The sequence below is a fragment of the Novosphingobium sp. G106 genome (assembly GCF_019075875.1).
Classification (GTDB): Bacteria; Pseudomonadota; Alphaproteobacteria; order Sphingomonadales; family Sphingomonadaceae; genus Novosphingobium.
In genome coordinates, this window is sequence record NZ_JAHOOZ010000001.1 from 3662505 (window position 1) to 3679874 (window position 17370).

Genomic DNA, 17370 nt, shown 5'->3' on the forward strand with positions numbered 1-17370 from the left:
CACGTTGCGCTGCTTCGATGTGAAACCGCTTGACGGCCAAACCCACCTCCCTCAATTTTCCACGATATTGCGAATCACTTGCATTATCAATAGGGGGTATCATGAGACTGCAAGACGGGCGTTTAGTCCGGAACACGATCAATTCGGCCATCAGGCACGGCTGCGCCAGTCTGGCAATCGCGACCGCACTCAGCGCCATACCGGCCGCAGCGCAGGACAACGACGGGCTGTTCTGGGCCGAACTGCTCAACCAGATCACCGTCAGCGCCACGCGTACGCCAGTCCGCATCGAAGACGTGCCCGCAACGATCTCCGTCAAGTCCGACGAGCAGATCGCCGACGAAATGGTCTCGGACATCAAGGACCTCGTCCGCTTCGAGCCCGGCGTCAGTGTCCGCCAGTCGCCCAGCCGCTTCGGCGCGGCGCTCGGCGTGACCGGGCGTGATGGCGCATCGAGCTTCAACATCCGCGGTCTCGACGGCAACCGCGTGCTGATCCAGGTCGACGGCGTGCGCGTGCCCGACGGCTTCGAATTCGGCGCCCAGGCGGCCGGCCGCGGCGCCTATGTCGACCTCGGCCTGGTCAAGTCGGTCGAGATCCTGCGCGGCCCCGCCTCGGCGCTCTACGGCAGCGACGGCCTCGCCGGCGCGGTGAGCTTCACCACCACCGATCCCTCGGACCTGCTCAAGGACGGGAATGTCGCCGGCCGCTTCCGCGCAGGCTACGATTCCGCCGACGAGGAATTCAGCGAGACCGCGATCCTCGCCGCCCGCGGCGGCGCCATCTCGGGCATGATCGCCTATACCAGGCGCGACGGCCATGAGCTCGACAACCAGGGCACGGTCGATGTGCCCAATTCGAACCGTACCACACCCAACCCGCAGGACACCCAATCCGACGCGGTGCTCGGCAAGCTGGTGATCGATACCGGCGCCTCGAGCCGGCTGCGGCTGACCGGCGAATACGAGAAGAACGTCGTCGACACCAACGTGCTCAGCGGCGTCGCCCCCGTGGCCGGCGCCTCGACCAGCGTCATCGGCCTCAAGGCCCACGACACCGTCGAGCGCAAGCGGGCCGCGGTGGATTGGCGCTATGAGGGTGAGGGAGGAATCGATTTCATCCAGCTCACCGCCTACTGGCAGCAGGGCAACAACCGCCAGTTCATCGCCGAGGACCGCAACACCGCCGCGGACCGCACGCGCATCAACACCTTCGACAACCGCGTGATCGGCGGCGCCGCCGATTTCCGCGCCAAGCTGGAAACCGGCGCGATCAAGCACGAGTTCGCCTGGGGCGTCGACGGTTCTGTCACGCGGCAGAAGGGCCTGCGCGACGGCACCGTGCCAACCGCGCCCGACGTGTTCCCGACGCGCGCCTTCCCGATCACCGACTACACGCTGGCCGGCGGCTACGTCACCGACCGCATCCTGATCGGGGGCGAGACGCTGGCACTCTATCCGGCGCTGCGCTTCGACTACTACAAGCTGAGCCCGCAGAAGGACCCGCTGCTACCGACTTTCGCCGCGGCCAAGCAGGACGGCTCGCGGCTGTCGCCGAAGATCGGCGCAATGGTCAAGCTGGGCGGCGGCTTCAGCCTGTTCGCCAACTATGCGCAGGGCTTCAAGGCGCCGGCACCGAGCCAGGTGAACCAGTTCTTCGAGAACCCGACCTCGCCGCAGGGCGCCTACCGCACGATCACCAACCCGAACCTCAAGCCCGAGACCAGCGAGACGATCGAAGGCGGCGTCCGCCTGTCGAGCGATCATGTGTTCCTCAGCGTCACCGGCTTCTCGGGCCGCTATAAGAACTTCATCAGCCAGGAGCAGATCAGCGGCACCGGCACCGTCGCCAACCCGATCATCTTCCAGTACGTCAATCTAGCGAAGGTCAAGATCAAGGGCCTGGAAGGCAAGCTGGACCTCACCGCGGGCAACGGCCTGACCGGCCAGCTCGCGATCTCCTATGCCAAGGGCACGACGACACGCGGCACCGTGCAGTCGCCGCTCTCCTCGATCGATCCGCTCAAGCTCATCGCCGGCATCGGCTACCGCGAGCGCGAAGGTCGCTTCGGCGGGCAGCTGATCATGACCCATTCGGCGCAGAAGGCGGCGCGCGATGCCGTGGCCAACGCCTATCGTCCGGGGGCCTTTACCATCCTCGACGCGACGGCTTTCGTGAAGCCGATCGAAAACCTGACGTTGCGTACGGGCCTGTTCAACATCACCGACGCGAAATACGCCTGGTGGAGCGACGTGCGCGGCGTGTCACTGGTCGCGGCGACGCTGCCCGCCACGGGTTTCGTCGACCCGCCGGTCGCCGATGCCTATACCCAGCCCGGCCGCAACGTCAGCGTGTCGCTGAGCTACAGTTTCTAAAAAGAGAGGGGAAACTCCAAATGAAACGCTATTCCATGCTCATCGGCGCCGCGCTGCTGGCCCTGGCCGGCACCGCTGCCCCTGCCCTCGCCCACCCGCCGATCGCGGCGGACCAGGCTGCGACCACTTTCGAACAGGACCGCGCCGACATCCTCAAGATGGCGGGCAGCTTCGACGTCAATTTCGACATGCAGGAATCGACGCGCTGGGATCCGGCCTACGAGCCGATCCCGAACAAGGTCTCGGGCGGCAACGAGGTCGTCCGGGTGATCGAGGACACCGGCCGCAAGATCTCGCTGCAGCACCTCCTGGTCATCACCCACGAGGGCAAGACCCACGTCATCAAGCACTGGCGGCAGGACTGGGAATACGAGCCCGCGCGCGTGCTGGTCTATTCGGACACGAACTCCTGGCGCTGGGAAGACGTGCCCGAGCAATTCCGCAAGGGCCGCTGGTCGCAGACCGTCTGGCAGGTCGACGACAGCCCGCGCTACGGCGGCTGGGGCCAGTTCGATACGCAGGGCGGCGTGCGCCGCTGGCGCTCCAACTGGACCTGGCGCCCGCTCGCCCGCCGCGACGCGGTGCGCAAGCCGGTCTATGACCGCTACCTGTCGATCAACCGCCACCAGGACACGCCCGACGGCTGGATCCACTGGCAGGATAACACCAAGATGGCGCTGCGCGAGGGCAAGCTGGTGCCGATCGTCCAGGAATACGTGCTCAACACCTACACCCGCTCGACCGACTTCAACGTGAAGGCGGCCGACGACTATTGGGCCGCGACCAAGGACTACTGGGCGCAGATCCGCGCCCAGTGGGATGCGCTGGCGGCAGCCGGCAACGGTATCGCCGTCGACGAGCAGGCCGATACCGGCACGGTGATCAGCGGCCGGCTGCTGGAGCTGGCCGACGAGATCCAGGAAGGCAAGACGACCACGGCCAAGGCCCTGACCGAAGCGCGTGCGCTGTTCGCCAAGGTCCGCAAGCTCTAGAGCGTCCTCACCCCACACCCATATCGTCATCCCGGACTTGATCCGGGATCCCGCTTCCTTTTCGGCCTTGCGTTCGGACGCGACGAGCGGGACCCCGGATCAAGTCCGGGTTGACGAACTTATTATGAGGGGATCCCCAACCCGCGGCGCAGCGCGTCCAGCCTGGCCGCGTGGAAACGCTGCGATACGGCGGCGCCGGGCATGAACATATCGAAGCCGTGGAACGCGCCCGGCACCACCAGCAATTCGGTGGGAACGCCCGCCGCGTTCAACCGCTGGGCGAATTCGATGTCCTCCTCGACGAAGAGGTCGAGCCCGCCTACGCCGATCCAGGCCGGCGGCAGGCCGGCAAGGTCGGCGCAGCGCGCCGGCACGCCTGTGCAGGGCACGTCGTCACCACCCGGCGTACAGCCGAGGAAACTCTCCCAGCCGAAGCGGTTCGCCTCGGGGGTCCAGCCGAAATAGCCGATATGCTCGGCGAGCTGACGCGAGGTGCCGCTGCGATCGTCGAGCATCGGATAGGTCAGGCACTGGAACGTGATCGGCACCTCGCCGCGGTCCCGCGCGGCGATCGCAAGCAGCGCGGCGTGGCCGCCGCCCGCGCTTTCGCCGGCGATGGCGATGCGCGCCGGATCGACGCCGATCTCCGCGGCGTGCCGGTGCAGCCAGAGCAGCGCGGCGTAGTTGTCCTCAAGCGATCCGGCAAAGGTCGTCTCGGGCGCAAGCCGATAATCGACCGTGACGATCGGGCAATCGAGCGCACGCGCCAGCGCCTGGACCGAGGGCAGGCTGTTCCGCGCCGTGCTGGCAGTGAAACCCCCGCCGTGCATGTGAAGGATACCGGGACCCGAATTGCCAGGCCTGGGCAGCACGACATAGGCGAGGACGTCAGGGCCGTTCAGCTGCGGGATATGCTGCTCGAAATAGGGCACGTCGGGCAGCGGCGGCTGGCTGTTCGCGTGCATCCATTCGCGCCGCTGGGCCAGCTTGCCCACCGTCATCGGCGTGTAGAGCGCGGTGGTCTCGCGCATCATCCAGGCGGCGTCGCGCAGCTCGGGATCGACCAGCCCGCCGAAGTCAGCCATCGGCATCGGCCCTCGCAGCGAGCCGGCTGGGTGGCACTTCGCTTTCCCAGTCGTCGCGGCGTGCCTGGATCCGGGCCGCGGCCTTGTCCCAGGCAGCGGCAGCCTTCGCCATGAAGCGAATGTTGAAATTGTCCGTATTGCGAAATTCGAGGACTTCAACACCCTCCGGGCCGGTTTCGTAGGTGTAGGGCACTTCCTTGCCGACGAAGAAGCCGTCACCCGGCCCGAGTTCCTCATGCCCCATGCGGACGCTGCCGGCGACGATGTAGTAGAGGCAGTCGCTGCTGTGCGAATGCAGCGGCAGCGGATAACCGCTCTTGAACCAGACGTGCGTCAGGCTGAAGCCGGGGCGCGAGTAGGCCATGCGCACCTGCTGCCCCGCCGAGGCGCCTTCGCGGTGGAATTGGGTGAGCCCGTCGACGATCGCCGGGCTGTCGGCGACGATGTCCATGATCTCGTGCTCGCCGTAGTCGCGATAGTCCGCCTTCCGGAATATCTCGAACGGCTTGGGTTCGGTATCGCTGGGCATCTCTCTCGTCCTCGCTCTGTCGGCACAGTACAGTTTCGGCTTTCCGAGAGCCGAGTCAATCGCGTGGACTTTGGAATGGTGGGCGCTGACGGTCTCGAACCGCCGACCCTCTCCGTGTAAAGGAGATGCTCTACCAACTGAGCTAAGCGCCCGGCACGCCCCAGGCCGGATGGCGAAGGGGGCCGAGGCGCGCCCTTAGCTCAAAGCCAGCGGGCGCGAAAGGGGCTTAGACCAGTCTTCCGGCACCGCTGCCGAGTTCGGCGAAATAGCGAGCTACGGCATCGGCGGCGCGGTCGGTCAGGGCAATGAAGGCGCGGCGGCGGTCGGTGTCGTCCTCGACGCGCTGGAGCAGGCCCGCATCGGTGAGCTGGCCGATCCAGCGCAGCGCGGTCGTCGGCGGCACGCCCGAGGCGATGCACAGCGAGGTAACCGAGACGCGCTTGTGCTCGGCGCGCGCCGCGGCGAGATCGAGCAGCATGTCCCAGGCGGGATCGGCGAAAAGATCGCCTTCGAAGAACCGGGCGCGCAGTTGGCGCTGGCGGATGATGCGGCGCAGCAGCCGCGGGTCGGGCAGCGGCGGCCGCACCTGGCGGACCAGCCGTTCGCCGTCGCCATCGCCGGTCTTCGCGAAGTCGGACTTCGGCGCCTCGAACCGGAAAGTAGGGTCCGAATGTCTCGGCGTGGTCGGATCGAGCCTTTCGAGCCGCTCGGCGATCTGCGCGACCTGCTCGGTCAGTCGCAGCAAGACCAACCGATCGGCTTCGCCCAGTTCGCGCAGCCGCAATTGCGGTACGCGCGCCAGGACCCGCCCCAGCGCGATCACGCGTTCGGCGCGGCTCGGGTCGACCAGCAGTTGCGGGGTCGATTGGTCCATGCAGGCGAAGACGTCGTCGAGCGCCGCGACCGTGGTCGAGACCACGAGCTGCGCGCCGCTGTTCGCCGCGCGCAGATCGAGCCGGGTGAGCGCCGCCAGCACGCCGCCATCGACCACCGGACAGTCGAGCAGCACGACTTCGCCGAGCGGCCGCGCCTCCCCTTCGAGCAGGCTGGAGACTTCGGCCGCCTGGATGATGCGGAAACCCGCCGCCGCGGCATCGCCTTCCATCTCGGCGCGCAGATGCGGCCGGTCGGCGAAGACCGAAATTGCCAGCGGGAGGTCGGCCGGACCGCTGGCGGGTTCTTCCGCCACGCGGGCGTAGGCGAAATTGGCTTGCGGCATGACGTTCCGTCTCCGATTCGCTAGGTGCGAACAAGAGTAGAACAAATAGGGGTTAAGTCAAGAATGGATCAAATCCACCCCGCCAGTTCGCGCCGTACCAGGGCTTCGAGCATGGCCATGCCCGCCGCGCCGTCATTCAGGCAGTCGAGCGTGGCGAAATCGCTTCCGCCGGCCGCAATAAACTGGTCGCGGCCGCGGATCGCCAGTTCCTCGCGCGTCTCGAGACAATCGGCGGAAAAGCCCGGTGCGACGACGGCCAGGCGTTTCGTACCCCTGGCAGCCTCGGCGGCGATCACGACGTCGGTCGCGGGCTCGAGCCACTTGGCGCGGCCGAAACGCGACTGGAAGCTGGTCTCGATCCGCAAGTCGCTGCGGCCCAGCGCCTCACCCAGCAGCCGTGCGGTTTCGAGGCACTGGCCATAATAGGGATCGCCGAGGCGCGTGGTCCGCTCCGGCATGCCGTGGAACGAGAGCAGCAGCACTTCGGGCGCAAAGGGAAGGCCTGCGAGCTGGCCTTCGATGTCGACCTTGAGCGCATCGATGTGCAGCGGATCGGCGTAATAAGGCGGCAGCGTGCGGATCGCCGGCTGCGCGCGCAGCTTGGCTAGGGCCGCGCCGATCGCATCCATCGCCGAAGCCGTCGTCGCGCCCGAATATTGCGGATAGAGCGGGGCGATCAGGATGCGGTCGCAACCCTCGGCCCGGAGCGCTGCGAGTTCCACCGCGATGGAGGGATTGCCGTAGCGCATCGCCCAGCGCACGCGGGCAGTCTCCCCCAGGCGGGCCCGCAGACCATACGCCTGCGCCTTCGTGATCGCGGCGAGCGGCGAGCCCTGTTCGGTCCAGACCAGGCCATAGGCATGCGCAGACTTCTTCGGCCGCGTGTTGAGGATCACGCCGCGCAGGATCGGCTGCCAGACGAGAGCCGGAATCTCGACGACGCGCTGATCGGAGAGAAACTCGGCGAGATAGCGGCGCACCGCCGCCGGGGTTGGCGCATCGGGCGTGCCGAGATTGACCAGCAAGATCCCGATCATATCTCCTCCGACAGCAGCGGCAGCTTGCGGAAACGCAGGCCGGTGGCGGAGAACAGCGCGTTCGACAGCGCCGGAGCGGCTACCGCGACGCCGAGCTCGCCGGGATCGGCCGAGGGCGCATCGCTGTCGATGAAGTCGACGCGGATCTCGGGGCAGTCGGCGAGCAGCGGTAGCGCCAGCTCGGCGAGGCGGCCGATCACCGGCAGGCCGTCGGCGTAGCCCGTGCTCGACCCCAGCGCGAGGCCAATGCCGAATACCAGCCCGCCCTCGATCTGCTGGCGGGCGATGTCGACGTTGACGATCCGGCCAATGTCGGCGACCGCATCGATCCGGTCGACGCGCACGCCCTCGGCATCGCGCCGCGCAGTAGCGACGACGGCGATCCGGCCCTCGCCGATCACGTGGCAAGCAACGCCCTGCCCGCTGGCATCGACCCCGCCGCCCCACTCGGCCTGGATCGCGACGCGCTGCAGGCACTGCACCAACCGCGGGTCGTGCCCGAGCATGGCGATGCGGAACGACAGCGGTTCCTGTCTGGTGTGATGCGCCAGCTCGTCGACGAAGCTCTCGTTGAAGAAGGCGGTGTAGCCATGGGCATTGCCGCGCAGCCGCCCGGTCGGCAGGCCGATCGCGGCGGGCGCGTGCTCGACCACCATGTTGGGCACGGCATAGGGCGGGATCGCGCCTTCTATGGCGAGCGGATCGGCCTCGCCTTTGCTGGCCTTCATCGCCTGGCGGTCGCTTTGGCCTTCGAACAAGCGGCGGCCGAATTCGTGAGTCGTGGCCGGGAGCGCGAGCCGCGCTTTCCAGCCGGTCACTACCCCCGAACCGTCGACCCGCGCCGCCATGACCGCGGTCACCGGCGGGCGCGGCGGCCCGGCGACGTGCTCCTGCCAGCGCGACCAGGTGAGCTGGACCGGTCGCCCGACCGCACGCGCGATCGCCGCCACTTCGATCGCGTGGTCGTGCTCCAGCCGCCGGTCGAAGCTGCCACCCGCGGGCATCGGATAGAGCACGCAGTCGCGCAGGCCGACGCCGGCCGCTTTCGCGGCCGCCCGCCGCGCCGCTTCGGGCGCCTGCGAGGCGATCCAGAGTTCGAGCCGGCCGTCGTGGAGCCGCGCCGTGGCACTCGCGGTCTCCAGCGTCGCGTGAAGCGCGGGGGCGACGTCGTAGCGCTTTGCCAGAGAGAAATTGCGCTTCAGCGTGCCCGGATCGCCGAGTTCGAGCAGCCGCGTCGCCGCACCACCCCGCACCGCCTCGTCGAGTGCGGTCTCGATCTTGCCGCTGTCGGCGCGGTCCTTGGCGATAAAGTTCGGCGCGATCTCGACCAGAGCGCGCTCGGCCGCCCACCAGGTTTCGGCCACGGCAGCGAGCCAACGCTTCTCCTTGACGAAGGCGATCACCCCCGGCATGCCGCGCGCGCGTTTCTTGTCCCAGCTCGCAAGCTCGGTGTCGCCGATCGGCCCGTGCCGGATCGCGGCATAGACCATGCCGGGCAGGCGCACATCGCCGGCGAAACGGTGGCTGCCGTCGACCTTCGACGGCAGGTCCAGCCGCGGGAAACGCAATGCATCGACATTGCGTTCCCTCGCCGGATGCACGCGCAGCGGCGGCTCCTTGGGCGGATCGAAGTTAGCCGCCTCGGCAGCAAGCACGCCGAAGGGCAGCCGCTTGCCCTGATAGCTGACGAAGCCCTTCTCGACCGCGCAGTCCTGCCAATCGGCATCCCACTGCTTGGCCGCTGCCTGGGCGAGCATCGACCGCGCCGCAGCCGCGGCCACGCGCGCCGGATATTCGTAGGCGGCGAGCGAAGTACCGTCGGCCGTAACGGTGAACACTTCGCCTTCGGCCCAGCGGCGGGTGATCGGGCTGCCGGCGCTGGCGATGCCCGGGAACATCGGCAGCCACAGCTCGGCCCAGCGCGAGGCGAGCGGCAGATTGACGTAGAGCGGGCTCGGCGGCGCCGGCTCGACCGCGACCTGCCGCCAGTCCGCGCCGAGCTCGACCGCGACGATCTGCGCGATCAGCGTGGTGATCCCCTGCCCCATTTCGAGCTGCGGCACCGTCACCGTGACGACACCGTCGCCGGCGATGCGGATCCAGGCGTCGAAGGCGGTCTCGTTCTGCCCGGGCGCGAGCGGAGGCTCGTACTTGTGCGGGCGCAGCGCATACCCGACGGCCAGCCCGCCCCCGACCAAAGCTCCGATCAGGATGCCTCGCCGCGAGACTTCCATGTTAGCGCTTCTGATTGTCCAGCCAGGTCGCCACCCGGCGTGCGATCGCGGCGAAAGCCTCGGCCTGCGGGCCCTCGCCCGCGGCCGGCGGGTTGCCGGCGTCGCTGTCCTGGCGGATCGAGAGGTCGAGCGGGATGCGGCCGAGGAAGGCGTGACCCATCGATTTCGCCGCGGCTTCGGCGCCGCCCTGGCCAAACGGATCGCTGACCTCGCCGCAGTGCGGGCAGGCATAGCCGGCCATGTTCTCGACCATGCCGATGATCGGCACCTCGCTCTGCTCGAACAGGCTGATCGCGCGCGTCGCGTCCATCAGCGCGAGGTCCTGCGGGGTCGAGACGATCACCGCGCCGACGGGCTTGAAGCGCTGCAGCATGGTCAGCTGGACGTCGCCCGTACCCGGCGGCAGGTCAACCACGAGCAGCTCGGTATCGCCCCAGTCGGCATCGACGAGCTGGCTCAGCGCATTGCCCGCCATCGGCCCGCGCCAGGCGATCGCCTGCCCGGGCTCGATGATGTGGCCCATCGAGAGCACCGGCACGCCCCAGGGGCTCGGCACCGGCACCAGCTTCTTGTCGCGCGCGGTCGGCTTGACGCCCTCGTTCGCCAGCAGGCGCGGCTGCGAGGGGCCGTAGATGTCGGCGTCGACCAGGCCAACCTTGCGGCCCATCTTCGCCAGCGCCACCGCGAGATTCGCCGAGAGCGTCGACTTGCCGACGCCGCCCTTGCCCGATCCGACCGCGATGAGCCGGCGCTGGGGCTTGTCGGCGGTCATCGCCACGCGGACTTCGGAAACGCCCTCCTGGCCGCGCAGCGCGTCCTTGACCGCGATCTCCATCCGGTCGCGTTCGAGCCGATCGAGCCCGGCAACGTCTAGCACCAGTGTGGCGACACCATCGGCCAGGCGCAGCGACTGCAGCCGCGCTTGTGCGAGCGGCGGCAACGCTGCTTTCAGTGTGCCGTCATCGCCGTCGCTCATCTTCCGTCCTTGCTGCGAAACACTATGACACGCGCCATAGGACCTCTCGTGCGGAAAAAGCAAAGGCAGGCACTGTTTTTGTGACGAATGCTTCCTATAAGTGCCGGATGAAAACGATCGGAAGTGCCCCGAAGACTGGGTTCATTAGCGGTGTTTTGGCCATGGCCGGACGCCGCAGCCCATGGGGCGGCGGGGACAAGGGCGGAGAGCAACCGGAAGAAGGCGATGCCGAAGAGGCGGACGCCGGAGCGGGAAGCCGTGGCGACGGCGCCCGTGGAGATGGCCCCCGTGGAGATGGCTCGTCCGAACCGCCCAAGGGCCCGCGCAATCCCTGGCTGCCGCCGGGCGGCGACACGCCGCCGCGGCGCTCGGCCACTATCGAAGATATCTTCCGCGCCAAGACCGGCCGCAAACCCGGCGGCGGGGGCGGGGGCGGCGGAATGCCGCGTTTTCCGCAGCGCCCCGACGGCAAGAGCTGGTTCCCCATCGTCGGCGGCGTCGCCGCGCTGCTGTGGATCGGCCTGACCACGACGCACATGGTCGGCCCCAAGGAACAGGGCATCGTCACCACTTTCGGCAAGTATTCGCATACGATCGAGCCGGGCGTGTCGCTGACCCTGCCCTGGCCATTCCAGACGGTCGCGGTCACAGACGTCACCTCGATCAACCGCTTCACCATCCCCGAGGGCGAGGGTGAGAAGCTGATGCTTACCAGCGACCAGAACCTGGTCGACCTGTCCTATCTGGTGCGCTGGAACATCAAGAACCTGAAGCTCTACTCGTTCCAGCTGGCCGATCCCGACCAGACCGTGCGCGAAGTAGCCGAAGCGGCGATGCGCGCCACGGTCGCCGAAGTGCCGCTGCAGGGCGCCATGGGCGGCGCGGGCCGCGCGGCGATCGAGCAGAACGTGCGCAACCGCATGCAGGGCGTGCTCGACGCCTACCGCTCGGGCGTGCTGATCCAGGGCGTCGAGATCAAGAAGGCCGATCCGCCGCAGAAGGTGATCGGCGCCTTCCAGAAGGTCACCGCCGCGCAGCAGAACGCGCAGCGCGACATCTCCACGGCGCAAGGCTGGGCCCAGCAGGTCACTGCTCGCGCCCAGGGTGACGCCGCGGCCTTCGACAAGGTCTACGAACAGTACAAGCTCTCGCCCGAGGTCACCAAGCGCCGCATGTATTACGAGACGATGGAGCGCGTGCTGGGCCGCAACGACAAGGTGATCATCGAATCGCAAGGCGTCACGCCTTACCTGCCGTTGCCCGAGTTTCGCCGGAAAGCGGCCGCCGACACGACGGTGGTAGCCCCTCCCCCGCCGTGCCGCAGCAGGGAGGCCAGTGATGGATTTCGCGCGCCTCTGGGAAGACCACAAGGCCAGCCTGATCGCGCTCGGCATCGCGCTGGCCGCGCTGATGTCGAGCATCATCGTCGTCCCCGAAACCGAGCAGGCTGTCGTCGTCCGACTGGGCGAGCCGAACCGCGTGATCAACAAGTTCCGGCCGAACGTCGATTTCGGCCAGACCGGCGCCGGCCTGTCGCTGCGCATTCCGATCCTGGAACGCGTCGTGCGGATCGACAAACGCGTGCTGGCGGTCGACATGGAGCGCCAGCAGGTGCTCTCAAGCGAGCAGCAGCGGCTCGAGGTCGATGCCTATGCACGCTTCCGTGTGATCGATCCGGTGAAGATGGTCCGCACCGCGGGCACCACCGATCGCGTCGCCGAGCAGCTCCAGCCGATCCTCTCGTCCGTGCTGCGCCAGGAACTCGGCAAGCGGACCTTCCAGTCGCTGCTGACCGCCGACCGCGGCCTGGCGATGAAGCAGATCCGCGCCGGGCTCGACCGCGAGGCGCGCGAATATGGCGCGCAGGTGATCGACGTGCGGATCAAGCGTGCCGATCTGCCCGAAGGCGCGCTTGAAAGCGCTTTCGCGCGCATGGAAGCCGCGCGCAACCAGGAAGCCGTGACGATCGAAGCGCAGGGCCAGAAGCAGGCGCAGATCATCCAGGCCCAGGCCCAGGCCGATGCCGCGCGGATCTATGCCGACGCCTTCGGCAAGGACCCCTCGTTCTACGACTTCTACCGTGCGATGCAGAGCTACGACCGTACATTCTCCGATGGTCCAGGTGCCACGACGATCCTACTTTCGCCCGACAACGACTATCTTCGGGAGTTCAAAGGGCACTAGGAACTTTGAGCGATTTCATGTGCTCGGGATTTCTGGACAATCGTTAATGCGGTCATTCAATATGCGTTCAGCCGCCAACGCTTGAATTGCCGTCGAACTTGAGGCGCTGTCGGCGCCCGGAGCAAAGGAAACTGAAGGACGTGAAGCCCGTGCGATACGCCTATGGAGTCACAACCGCGCTGCTGCTCGGCGGCGCTGCTCTTTCGCTTGCCACCGGCTATCCGGCGGGCGCCCAGGTGGCGCAGAACGACACCACCCAGATGCAGAACGTCGTGCCCCGCGCCGGCGCTCCGGCCAGCTTTGCCGATCTGACGCAGCAGCTCGCTCCTGCCGTGGTCAACATCTCGACCCGCCAGCGCGTGCGCGTCGCAGCCAACGCCAACCCCTTCGCCGGCACGCCGTTCGAGGATCTGTTCGGCGGCGGCCAGGGCGGCGGTGGTCCGCAGGGCGGTCAGGGCGGCACCCCGCAGACGCGCGAGGCGCAGTCGCTCGGCTCGGGCTTCATCATCTCGGCCGACGGCTATGTCGTGACCAACAACCACGTCATCACCGCCGACGGCCAGGGTGAGGTGGAATCGATCACCGTGACCATGCCCGACGGCACTGAGTATCCGGCCAAGCTGATCGGCCGCGACGCGGCCTCCGACCTTGCGGTGCTGAAGATCACCACGCCCAAGGCCCTGCCCTTCGTCAAGTTCGGCGACAGCCGCAACGCGCGCGTCGGCGACTGGGTGATCGCCATCGGCAACCCCTTCGGCCTCGGCGGCACTGTGACCTCGGGCATCATCTCGGCGGTCTACCGCAACACCGGCTCGGGATCGGCCTATGACCGCTACCTGCAGACCGACGCCGCGATCAACCGCGGCAACTCGGGTGGCCCGATGTTCGACATGAAGGGCCAGGTGATCGGCATCAACAACGCGATCTTCTCGCCCACCGGCGGCTCGGTCGGCATCGGCTTCGCCATCCCGGCGGAGACCGCGGCGCCGATCGTCGAGCGGCTCAAGACCGGCCAGTCGATCGAACGCGGCTACCTCGGTATCCGTATCCAGGCGCTCAACGAGGATCTCGCGGACTCGGTCGGCATCGCGCACAACCGCGGCGAATTCGTCCAGGCGGTCGAGCCCGGCCAGGCCGCGGCCAATGCGGGCATCAAGGCCGGCGACGTGGTCGTCAAGGTCGACGGCAAGGACGTTACCCGCGACCAGACGCTGTCGTTCATCGTCGCCAACGTCTCGCCCGGCAAGCGCATCCCGCTCGAGCTGATCCGCGACGGCAAGCGCATGACCGTGACCGCCACGGTCGGCAAGCGGCCGAGCGAGGAAGAGCTGGCCAAGAACAGCTTCGACCAGGACCAGACGCCGGACGACGATTCATTCAGCAAGCCGCCGACCAAGCAGGGCAACGGCCTGTCCGAGCAGTCGCTGGGTCTCTCGGTGCTGCCGCTGACCCCGACCATCGCACGCCAGCTCGGCATGCCCGAAACGCTGCGCGGTGTGGTGGTCAACGCGGTCGATCCTTCGTCCGACGCCGGCACCAAGGGCCTGCAGCGCGGCGACATCGTGCTCTCGGCCAACTACCAGGACGTTGCCACGGCGGCCGAGCTCGAAGCGGCGATCAAGGCCGCCAAGGCCGCCAACCGCAACGCCGTGCTCCTGCGCGTCCAGCGCCGCGGCCAGCCCGCGACCTACGTGCCGATCCGGCTGCGCTAAACGCTAAAACCCTCCCTGCGGCATAGCTGCGGGGAGGGTAATCGGCTTTCAGAGAATGTGCGGCTCGCGCAAATAGCCGAAGGGGCTCTCCCCGTCCCAGCCCGCGCCGTCGGGATAGCGCAGTTCGATGCCAGCGAGATCGCCCGCATCGGCCAGGCGCAGGTTGACGCCCATCTGGACATTGCCGAACTTTGCCTGAGCGCTTGTCGTCAGGACGAAATGCGTCGTCGCGCCACAGTTGGCACAGAACCGCATTTCGGCGGCGGGATCCTCCTTGTCGTCGCGGCTGTAGCCCTTAGTCGCGCCTTCGACCGCGACCTCGGAGGGATGGAAATAGCCCCAGAGCGCGCCCGAGTTTCGGCACAGCTTGCAGTTGCACTCGTGAACGAAGTCCGGGCGCTTGTGTATCTCGACGCGGCTTTGGCCGCAGAGGCAGGAGAGCTTGATCATAGGGCCGCCTCTATCACGACACCTGGCCGTCTGACAGCCGCCCGAACGCCTGTCAGACGAGAGCCATAACGATCCCGCCGAGTAGCGCGAGTGCGCCGACGACCAGCCAGCCGGCCAGTCCTTTGACATAACTCTTCCAGTTCATCGCCACCCAGTCCGGCTGCGCGGCGATCTTGCGCCGGGCGCCATCAACCGTCCCGCCGATGGCGAGAATTCCGAACAGAATCAGGCCCATGCCGAGTGAACGGGTGTCCATGGCACCCTTGCTACTCTGGCCGGACGACCAAGCGCAAGCGGGCACCTCAGTTCACCGGAATCGGACGCTCGCGGCTTCCCGGCTGGCCGGCCCGCGGTGCAGCCGGGACATTGCCACCCTGCCCGGATCGCGCGCCCTCGCGGGGGCGCTTGCCGGTCGCCTGGTCGAGGAAATCGTCGTTGGCCGCAGGCGGCGGATCGGCCGGGACGAGGCCGCCATTGTCTGCAGGCTGGCCGCGTTCGACCGGGGGTTCGCCAGGCCCCGGATTGGAGCCGCCGGGGATCATGTTGCCCTGGTCGTCGGTGTAGTAATAGTCGTTGGGATTGCCCTGGATCTGCTCGTCGTCGGGCTCGAGCTGCCAGTCGGGCAGCTTGAGATCGGTCTCGAACTTCTCGACCGGGCGCTTGGCGACCGCGTAGCGCATATAGGCGGCGAAAGCGCGCGCCGGGGCGGTACCGCCCTGTAGGCCGGGCACGGCATGGGCATCGTCGCGGCCCATCCAGACGCCGGTGGTCACGCCGCTGGAGAAGCCGATGAACCAGCCGTCCTTGTTCGAGCTGGTCGTCCCGGTCTTGCCGGCCACGGGCCGGCCGATCTGCGCGGCCTTGCCGGTGCCGATGGCGACCGCAGACTGCAGCAGGTCGGTGATCCCGGCGGCGACATAGGCCGGCACCAGCAGTTCGCCGCGCGGCGCCGGGCGTTTGTAGAGTTCCTGCCCGTCGGCCGAGGTGACCTTGAGGATGCCATAGGGCTCGACCGAGGCACCCTTGGCCGAGACCGAGGCGAAAGCGCGGGTCATGTCGATCAGGCGCACGTCGGAAGTGCCGAGCACCATCGAGGGCATCGTGTTGACAGGCGTGCTGATGCCGAAGCGCCGCGCCATCGCCGCCACCGCGCCGAAGCCGACCTCGTTGCCGAGCTGCGCGGCGACGGTGTTCTTGGAATAGGCGAAAGCGGTGCGCACGTCGATCTCGCCGGCATAGGAGCCGCCCGAATTGTGCGGGCTCCAGCCGTCGATCGTCACCGGCTCGTCGACCACGCGGTCGTTCGGCTTGTAGCCGGCCTCGAGCGCGGCGAGATAGACGAACAGCTTCCAGGCCGATCCCGGCTGGCGCACGGCATTGGTCGCGCGGTTGTAGTTCGAGGTGACGTAGTCGGTGCCGCCGACCATGGCGAGTACGGCGCCGTCGCGGTCTAGGCTGACAAGCGCACCTTGGGCGCCCTTGGGAGCATTGGCCGCAACCGCCGCGGTCGCCGCGCGCTGCATGCCGGGGTCCAACGTCGTCCAGACCTCGATCGGCTCCTGGTTGTCGGGCAGCAGCAGGTCGAGCTGCGGCAGCGCCCAGTCGGTGAAATAGCGCGCCGAGTTCTGTCCAGCCTCGGGTGCCTGCTTGACGTCCTGCAGATTGGCATTGGCGCGCTGCGCCGCAGTGATTGCGCCGGCCTCTTCCATCGTCTGCAGCACGACCGCGGCGCGGTCGACAGCAGCCTTGGAATCGGCGGTCGGCGAGTAGCGCGAGGGCGCCTTGACCAGGCCCGCGATGATCGCGGCTTCGGCCAGCGACAGATCCTTGGCATCGTGGCCGAAGAACTTGCGGCTCGCGGCGTCGATGCCATAGGCGCCGCCGCCGAAATAGACCTTGTTGAGATAGAGCTCGAGCACCTGGTCCTTCGAGAACTTCCACTCGAGCGCCATCGCCAGGACGGCCTCGCGTATCTTGCGATCGAAGGTCTTGCTGTTGTTAAGGAACACCGTGCGCGCGAGCTGCTGGGTGACCGTCGAGCCGCCCTGGCGCCAGTGCCCGGTCTCGACGCGGACCATCAGCGAGCGGATGATGCCGATCGGATCGACGCCGATGTGCGAGCGGAAGCGCCGGTCCTCGACCGAGACCGTGGCATCCTTCATCACCTGCGGGATCTGGGCGTAGGGCACCCATTTGCCGTAGCTCGGCCCGAGCGAGACGAGTTCCGACCCGTCGCGCGCACGCACGACGATCATCTGGCCGTTCTGGCTGGACTTGAGCTTGTCGTAGCTCGGCAGCGACTGCGCCGCGACGAGTACCGAGACGCCGACGACGATGACCGCCAGCAGCGCCAGGGCGAAGCCCCAGATGAAAGTGCCGCGCACGAAACGCCACAGCCGAGAGGGCTGCTTCTTCGTCTTGGCGGGAGGTGGTGGTGGGGGGCGAACCTTGCGTTTTGCGCAGGTTGTCGTTGCGTGCCATTTGGCTAGCTGGCCCCTCCAGCGGGCGCGCGTGTCATCATCAGTGCGGCCCCGTGCATGAAACATGCATAACACAGCGTTAACGGGGCCGGCATAG

Annotated in this window: 13 protein-coding genes, 1 tRNA gene and 1 pseudogene; 5 read left to right on the top strand and 10 right to left on the bottom strand. The window is 67.6% G+C overall.

What is annotated here, in order from left to right; genetic code table 11:
• Positions 1-101 precede the first annotated feature (101 nt).
• Both KRR38_RS17495 and KRR38_RS17500 read left to right on the top strand, forming a co-directional pair.
• Positions 102-2375 (top strand): TonB-dependent hemoglobin/transferrin/lactoferrin family receptor, encoded by a 2274-nt coding sequence (locus KRR38_RS17495; protein WP_217403976.1) that lies wholly within the window; start codon positions 102-104, stop codon positions 2373-2375.
• Positions 2376-2395: 20 nt separating this feature from the next.
• Positions 2396-3367 (top strand): DUF6607 family protein, encoded by a 972-nt coding sequence (locus KRR38_RS17500; protein ID WP_217403978.1) that lies wholly within the window; start codon positions 2396-2398, stop codon positions 3365-3367.
• A 122-nt stretch (positions 3368-3489) separates the two neighbouring features.
• Here KRR38_RS17500 and KRR38_RS17505 read toward each other — a convergent pair whose 3' ends face one another.
• The 7 genes from KRR38_RS17505 to KRR38_RS17535 form a co-directional block, all read right to left on the bottom strand.
• On the bottom strand, positions 3490-4458 hold the full coding sequence (locus KRR38_RS17505) for an alpha/beta hydrolase (protein ID WP_254514855.1): 969 nt from the start codon (positions 4456-4458) through the stop codon (positions 3490-3492).
• Complete coding sequence (locus KRR38_RS17510) at positions 4445-4981, bottom strand: cupin domain-containing protein (protein ID WP_217403980.1); 537 nt, start codon at positions 4979-4981, stop codon at positions 4445-4447. The genes KRR38_RS17505 and KRR38_RS17510 overlap by 14 nt, the downstream gene beginning before the upstream one ends.
• Before the next feature lie 76 nt (positions 4982-5057).
• Positions 5058-5133 (bottom strand) — tRNA-Val (locus KRR38_RS17515).
• A gap of 74 nt (positions 5134-5207) precedes the next feature.
• Positions 5208-6200 carry a winged helix DNA-binding protein gene (locus KRR38_RS17520; protein ID WP_217403983.1) on the bottom strand — a complete coding sequence of 331 codons (993 nt, stop codon included), beginning with the start codon at positions 6198-6200 and terminating at the stop codon, positions 5208-5210.
• Positions 6201-6268: 68 nt separating this feature from the next.
• A complete protein-coding gene (gene hemH, locus KRR38_RS17525; RefSeq protein ID WP_217403985.1) occupies positions 6269-7237 on the bottom strand; it encodes a ferrochelatase in 969 nt (322 codons plus the stop codon).
• Entirely contained in the window at positions 7234-9471 is a 2238-nt protein-coding gene (locus KRR38_RS17530; RefSeq protein WP_217403988.1) for a xanthine dehydrogenase family protein molybdopterin-binding subunit, read from the bottom strand. Before KRR38_RS17530 ends, hemH begins: the two co-directional genes overlap by 4 nt.
• A 1-nt stretch (position 9472) precedes the next feature.
• Positions 9473-10447 carry an Mrp/NBP35 family ATP-binding protein gene (locus tag KRR38_RS17535; RefSeq protein WP_217403990.1) on the bottom strand — a complete coding sequence of 325 codons (975 nt, stop codon included), beginning with the start codon at positions 10445-10447 and terminating at the stop codon, positions 9473-9475.
• 536 nt (positions 10448-10983) lie between these two features.
• Between KRR38_RS17535 and hflK the strand changes: the two are divergent.
• The 3 genes and pseudogenes from hflK to KRR38_RS17550 form a co-directional block, all read left to right on the top strand.
• Positions 10984-11460, top strand: a pseudogene (gene hflK, locus KRR38_RS37405) (protease modulator HflK); the annotation flags it as partial.
• Positions 11461-11785: 325 nt separating this feature from the next.
• Positions 11786-12631, top strand: a complete 846-nt coding sequence (gene hflC / locus KRR38_RS17545) for a protease modulator HflC (protein WP_217403992.1) — start codon at positions 11786-11788, stop codon at positions 12629-12631.
• Between the two features lie 149 nt (positions 12632-12780).
• Entirely contained in the window at positions 12781-14343 is a 1563-nt protein-coding gene (locus KRR38_RS17550) for a Do family serine endopeptidase (RefSeq protein ID WP_217407312.1), read from the top strand.
• A 48-nt stretch (positions 14344-14391) separates the two neighbouring features.
• Here the strand turns inward: KRR38_RS17550 and KRR38_RS17555 are convergent, their stop codons facing one another.
• The 3 genes from KRR38_RS17555 to KRR38_RS17565 are packed head-to-tail and all read right to left on the bottom strand — an operon-like array spanning position 14392 to position 17177.
• Entirely contained in the window at positions 14392-14793 is a 402-nt protein-coding gene (locus KRR38_RS17555; protein ID WP_217403994.1) for a GFA family protein, read from the bottom strand.
• A 52-nt stretch (positions 14794-14845) separates the two neighbouring features.
• A complete protein-coding gene (locus KRR38_RS17560) occupies positions 14846-15049 on the bottom strand; it encodes a hypothetical protein (RefSeq protein ID WP_217403996.1) in 204 nt (67 codons plus the stop codon).
• 46 nt (positions 15050-15095) lie between these two features.
• Entirely contained in the window at positions 15096-17177 is a 2082-nt protein-coding gene (locus KRR38_RS17565; RefSeq protein ID WP_375293423.1) for a transglycosylase domain-containing protein, read from the bottom strand.
• Between the last annotated feature and the right edge of the window lie 193 nt (positions 17178-17370).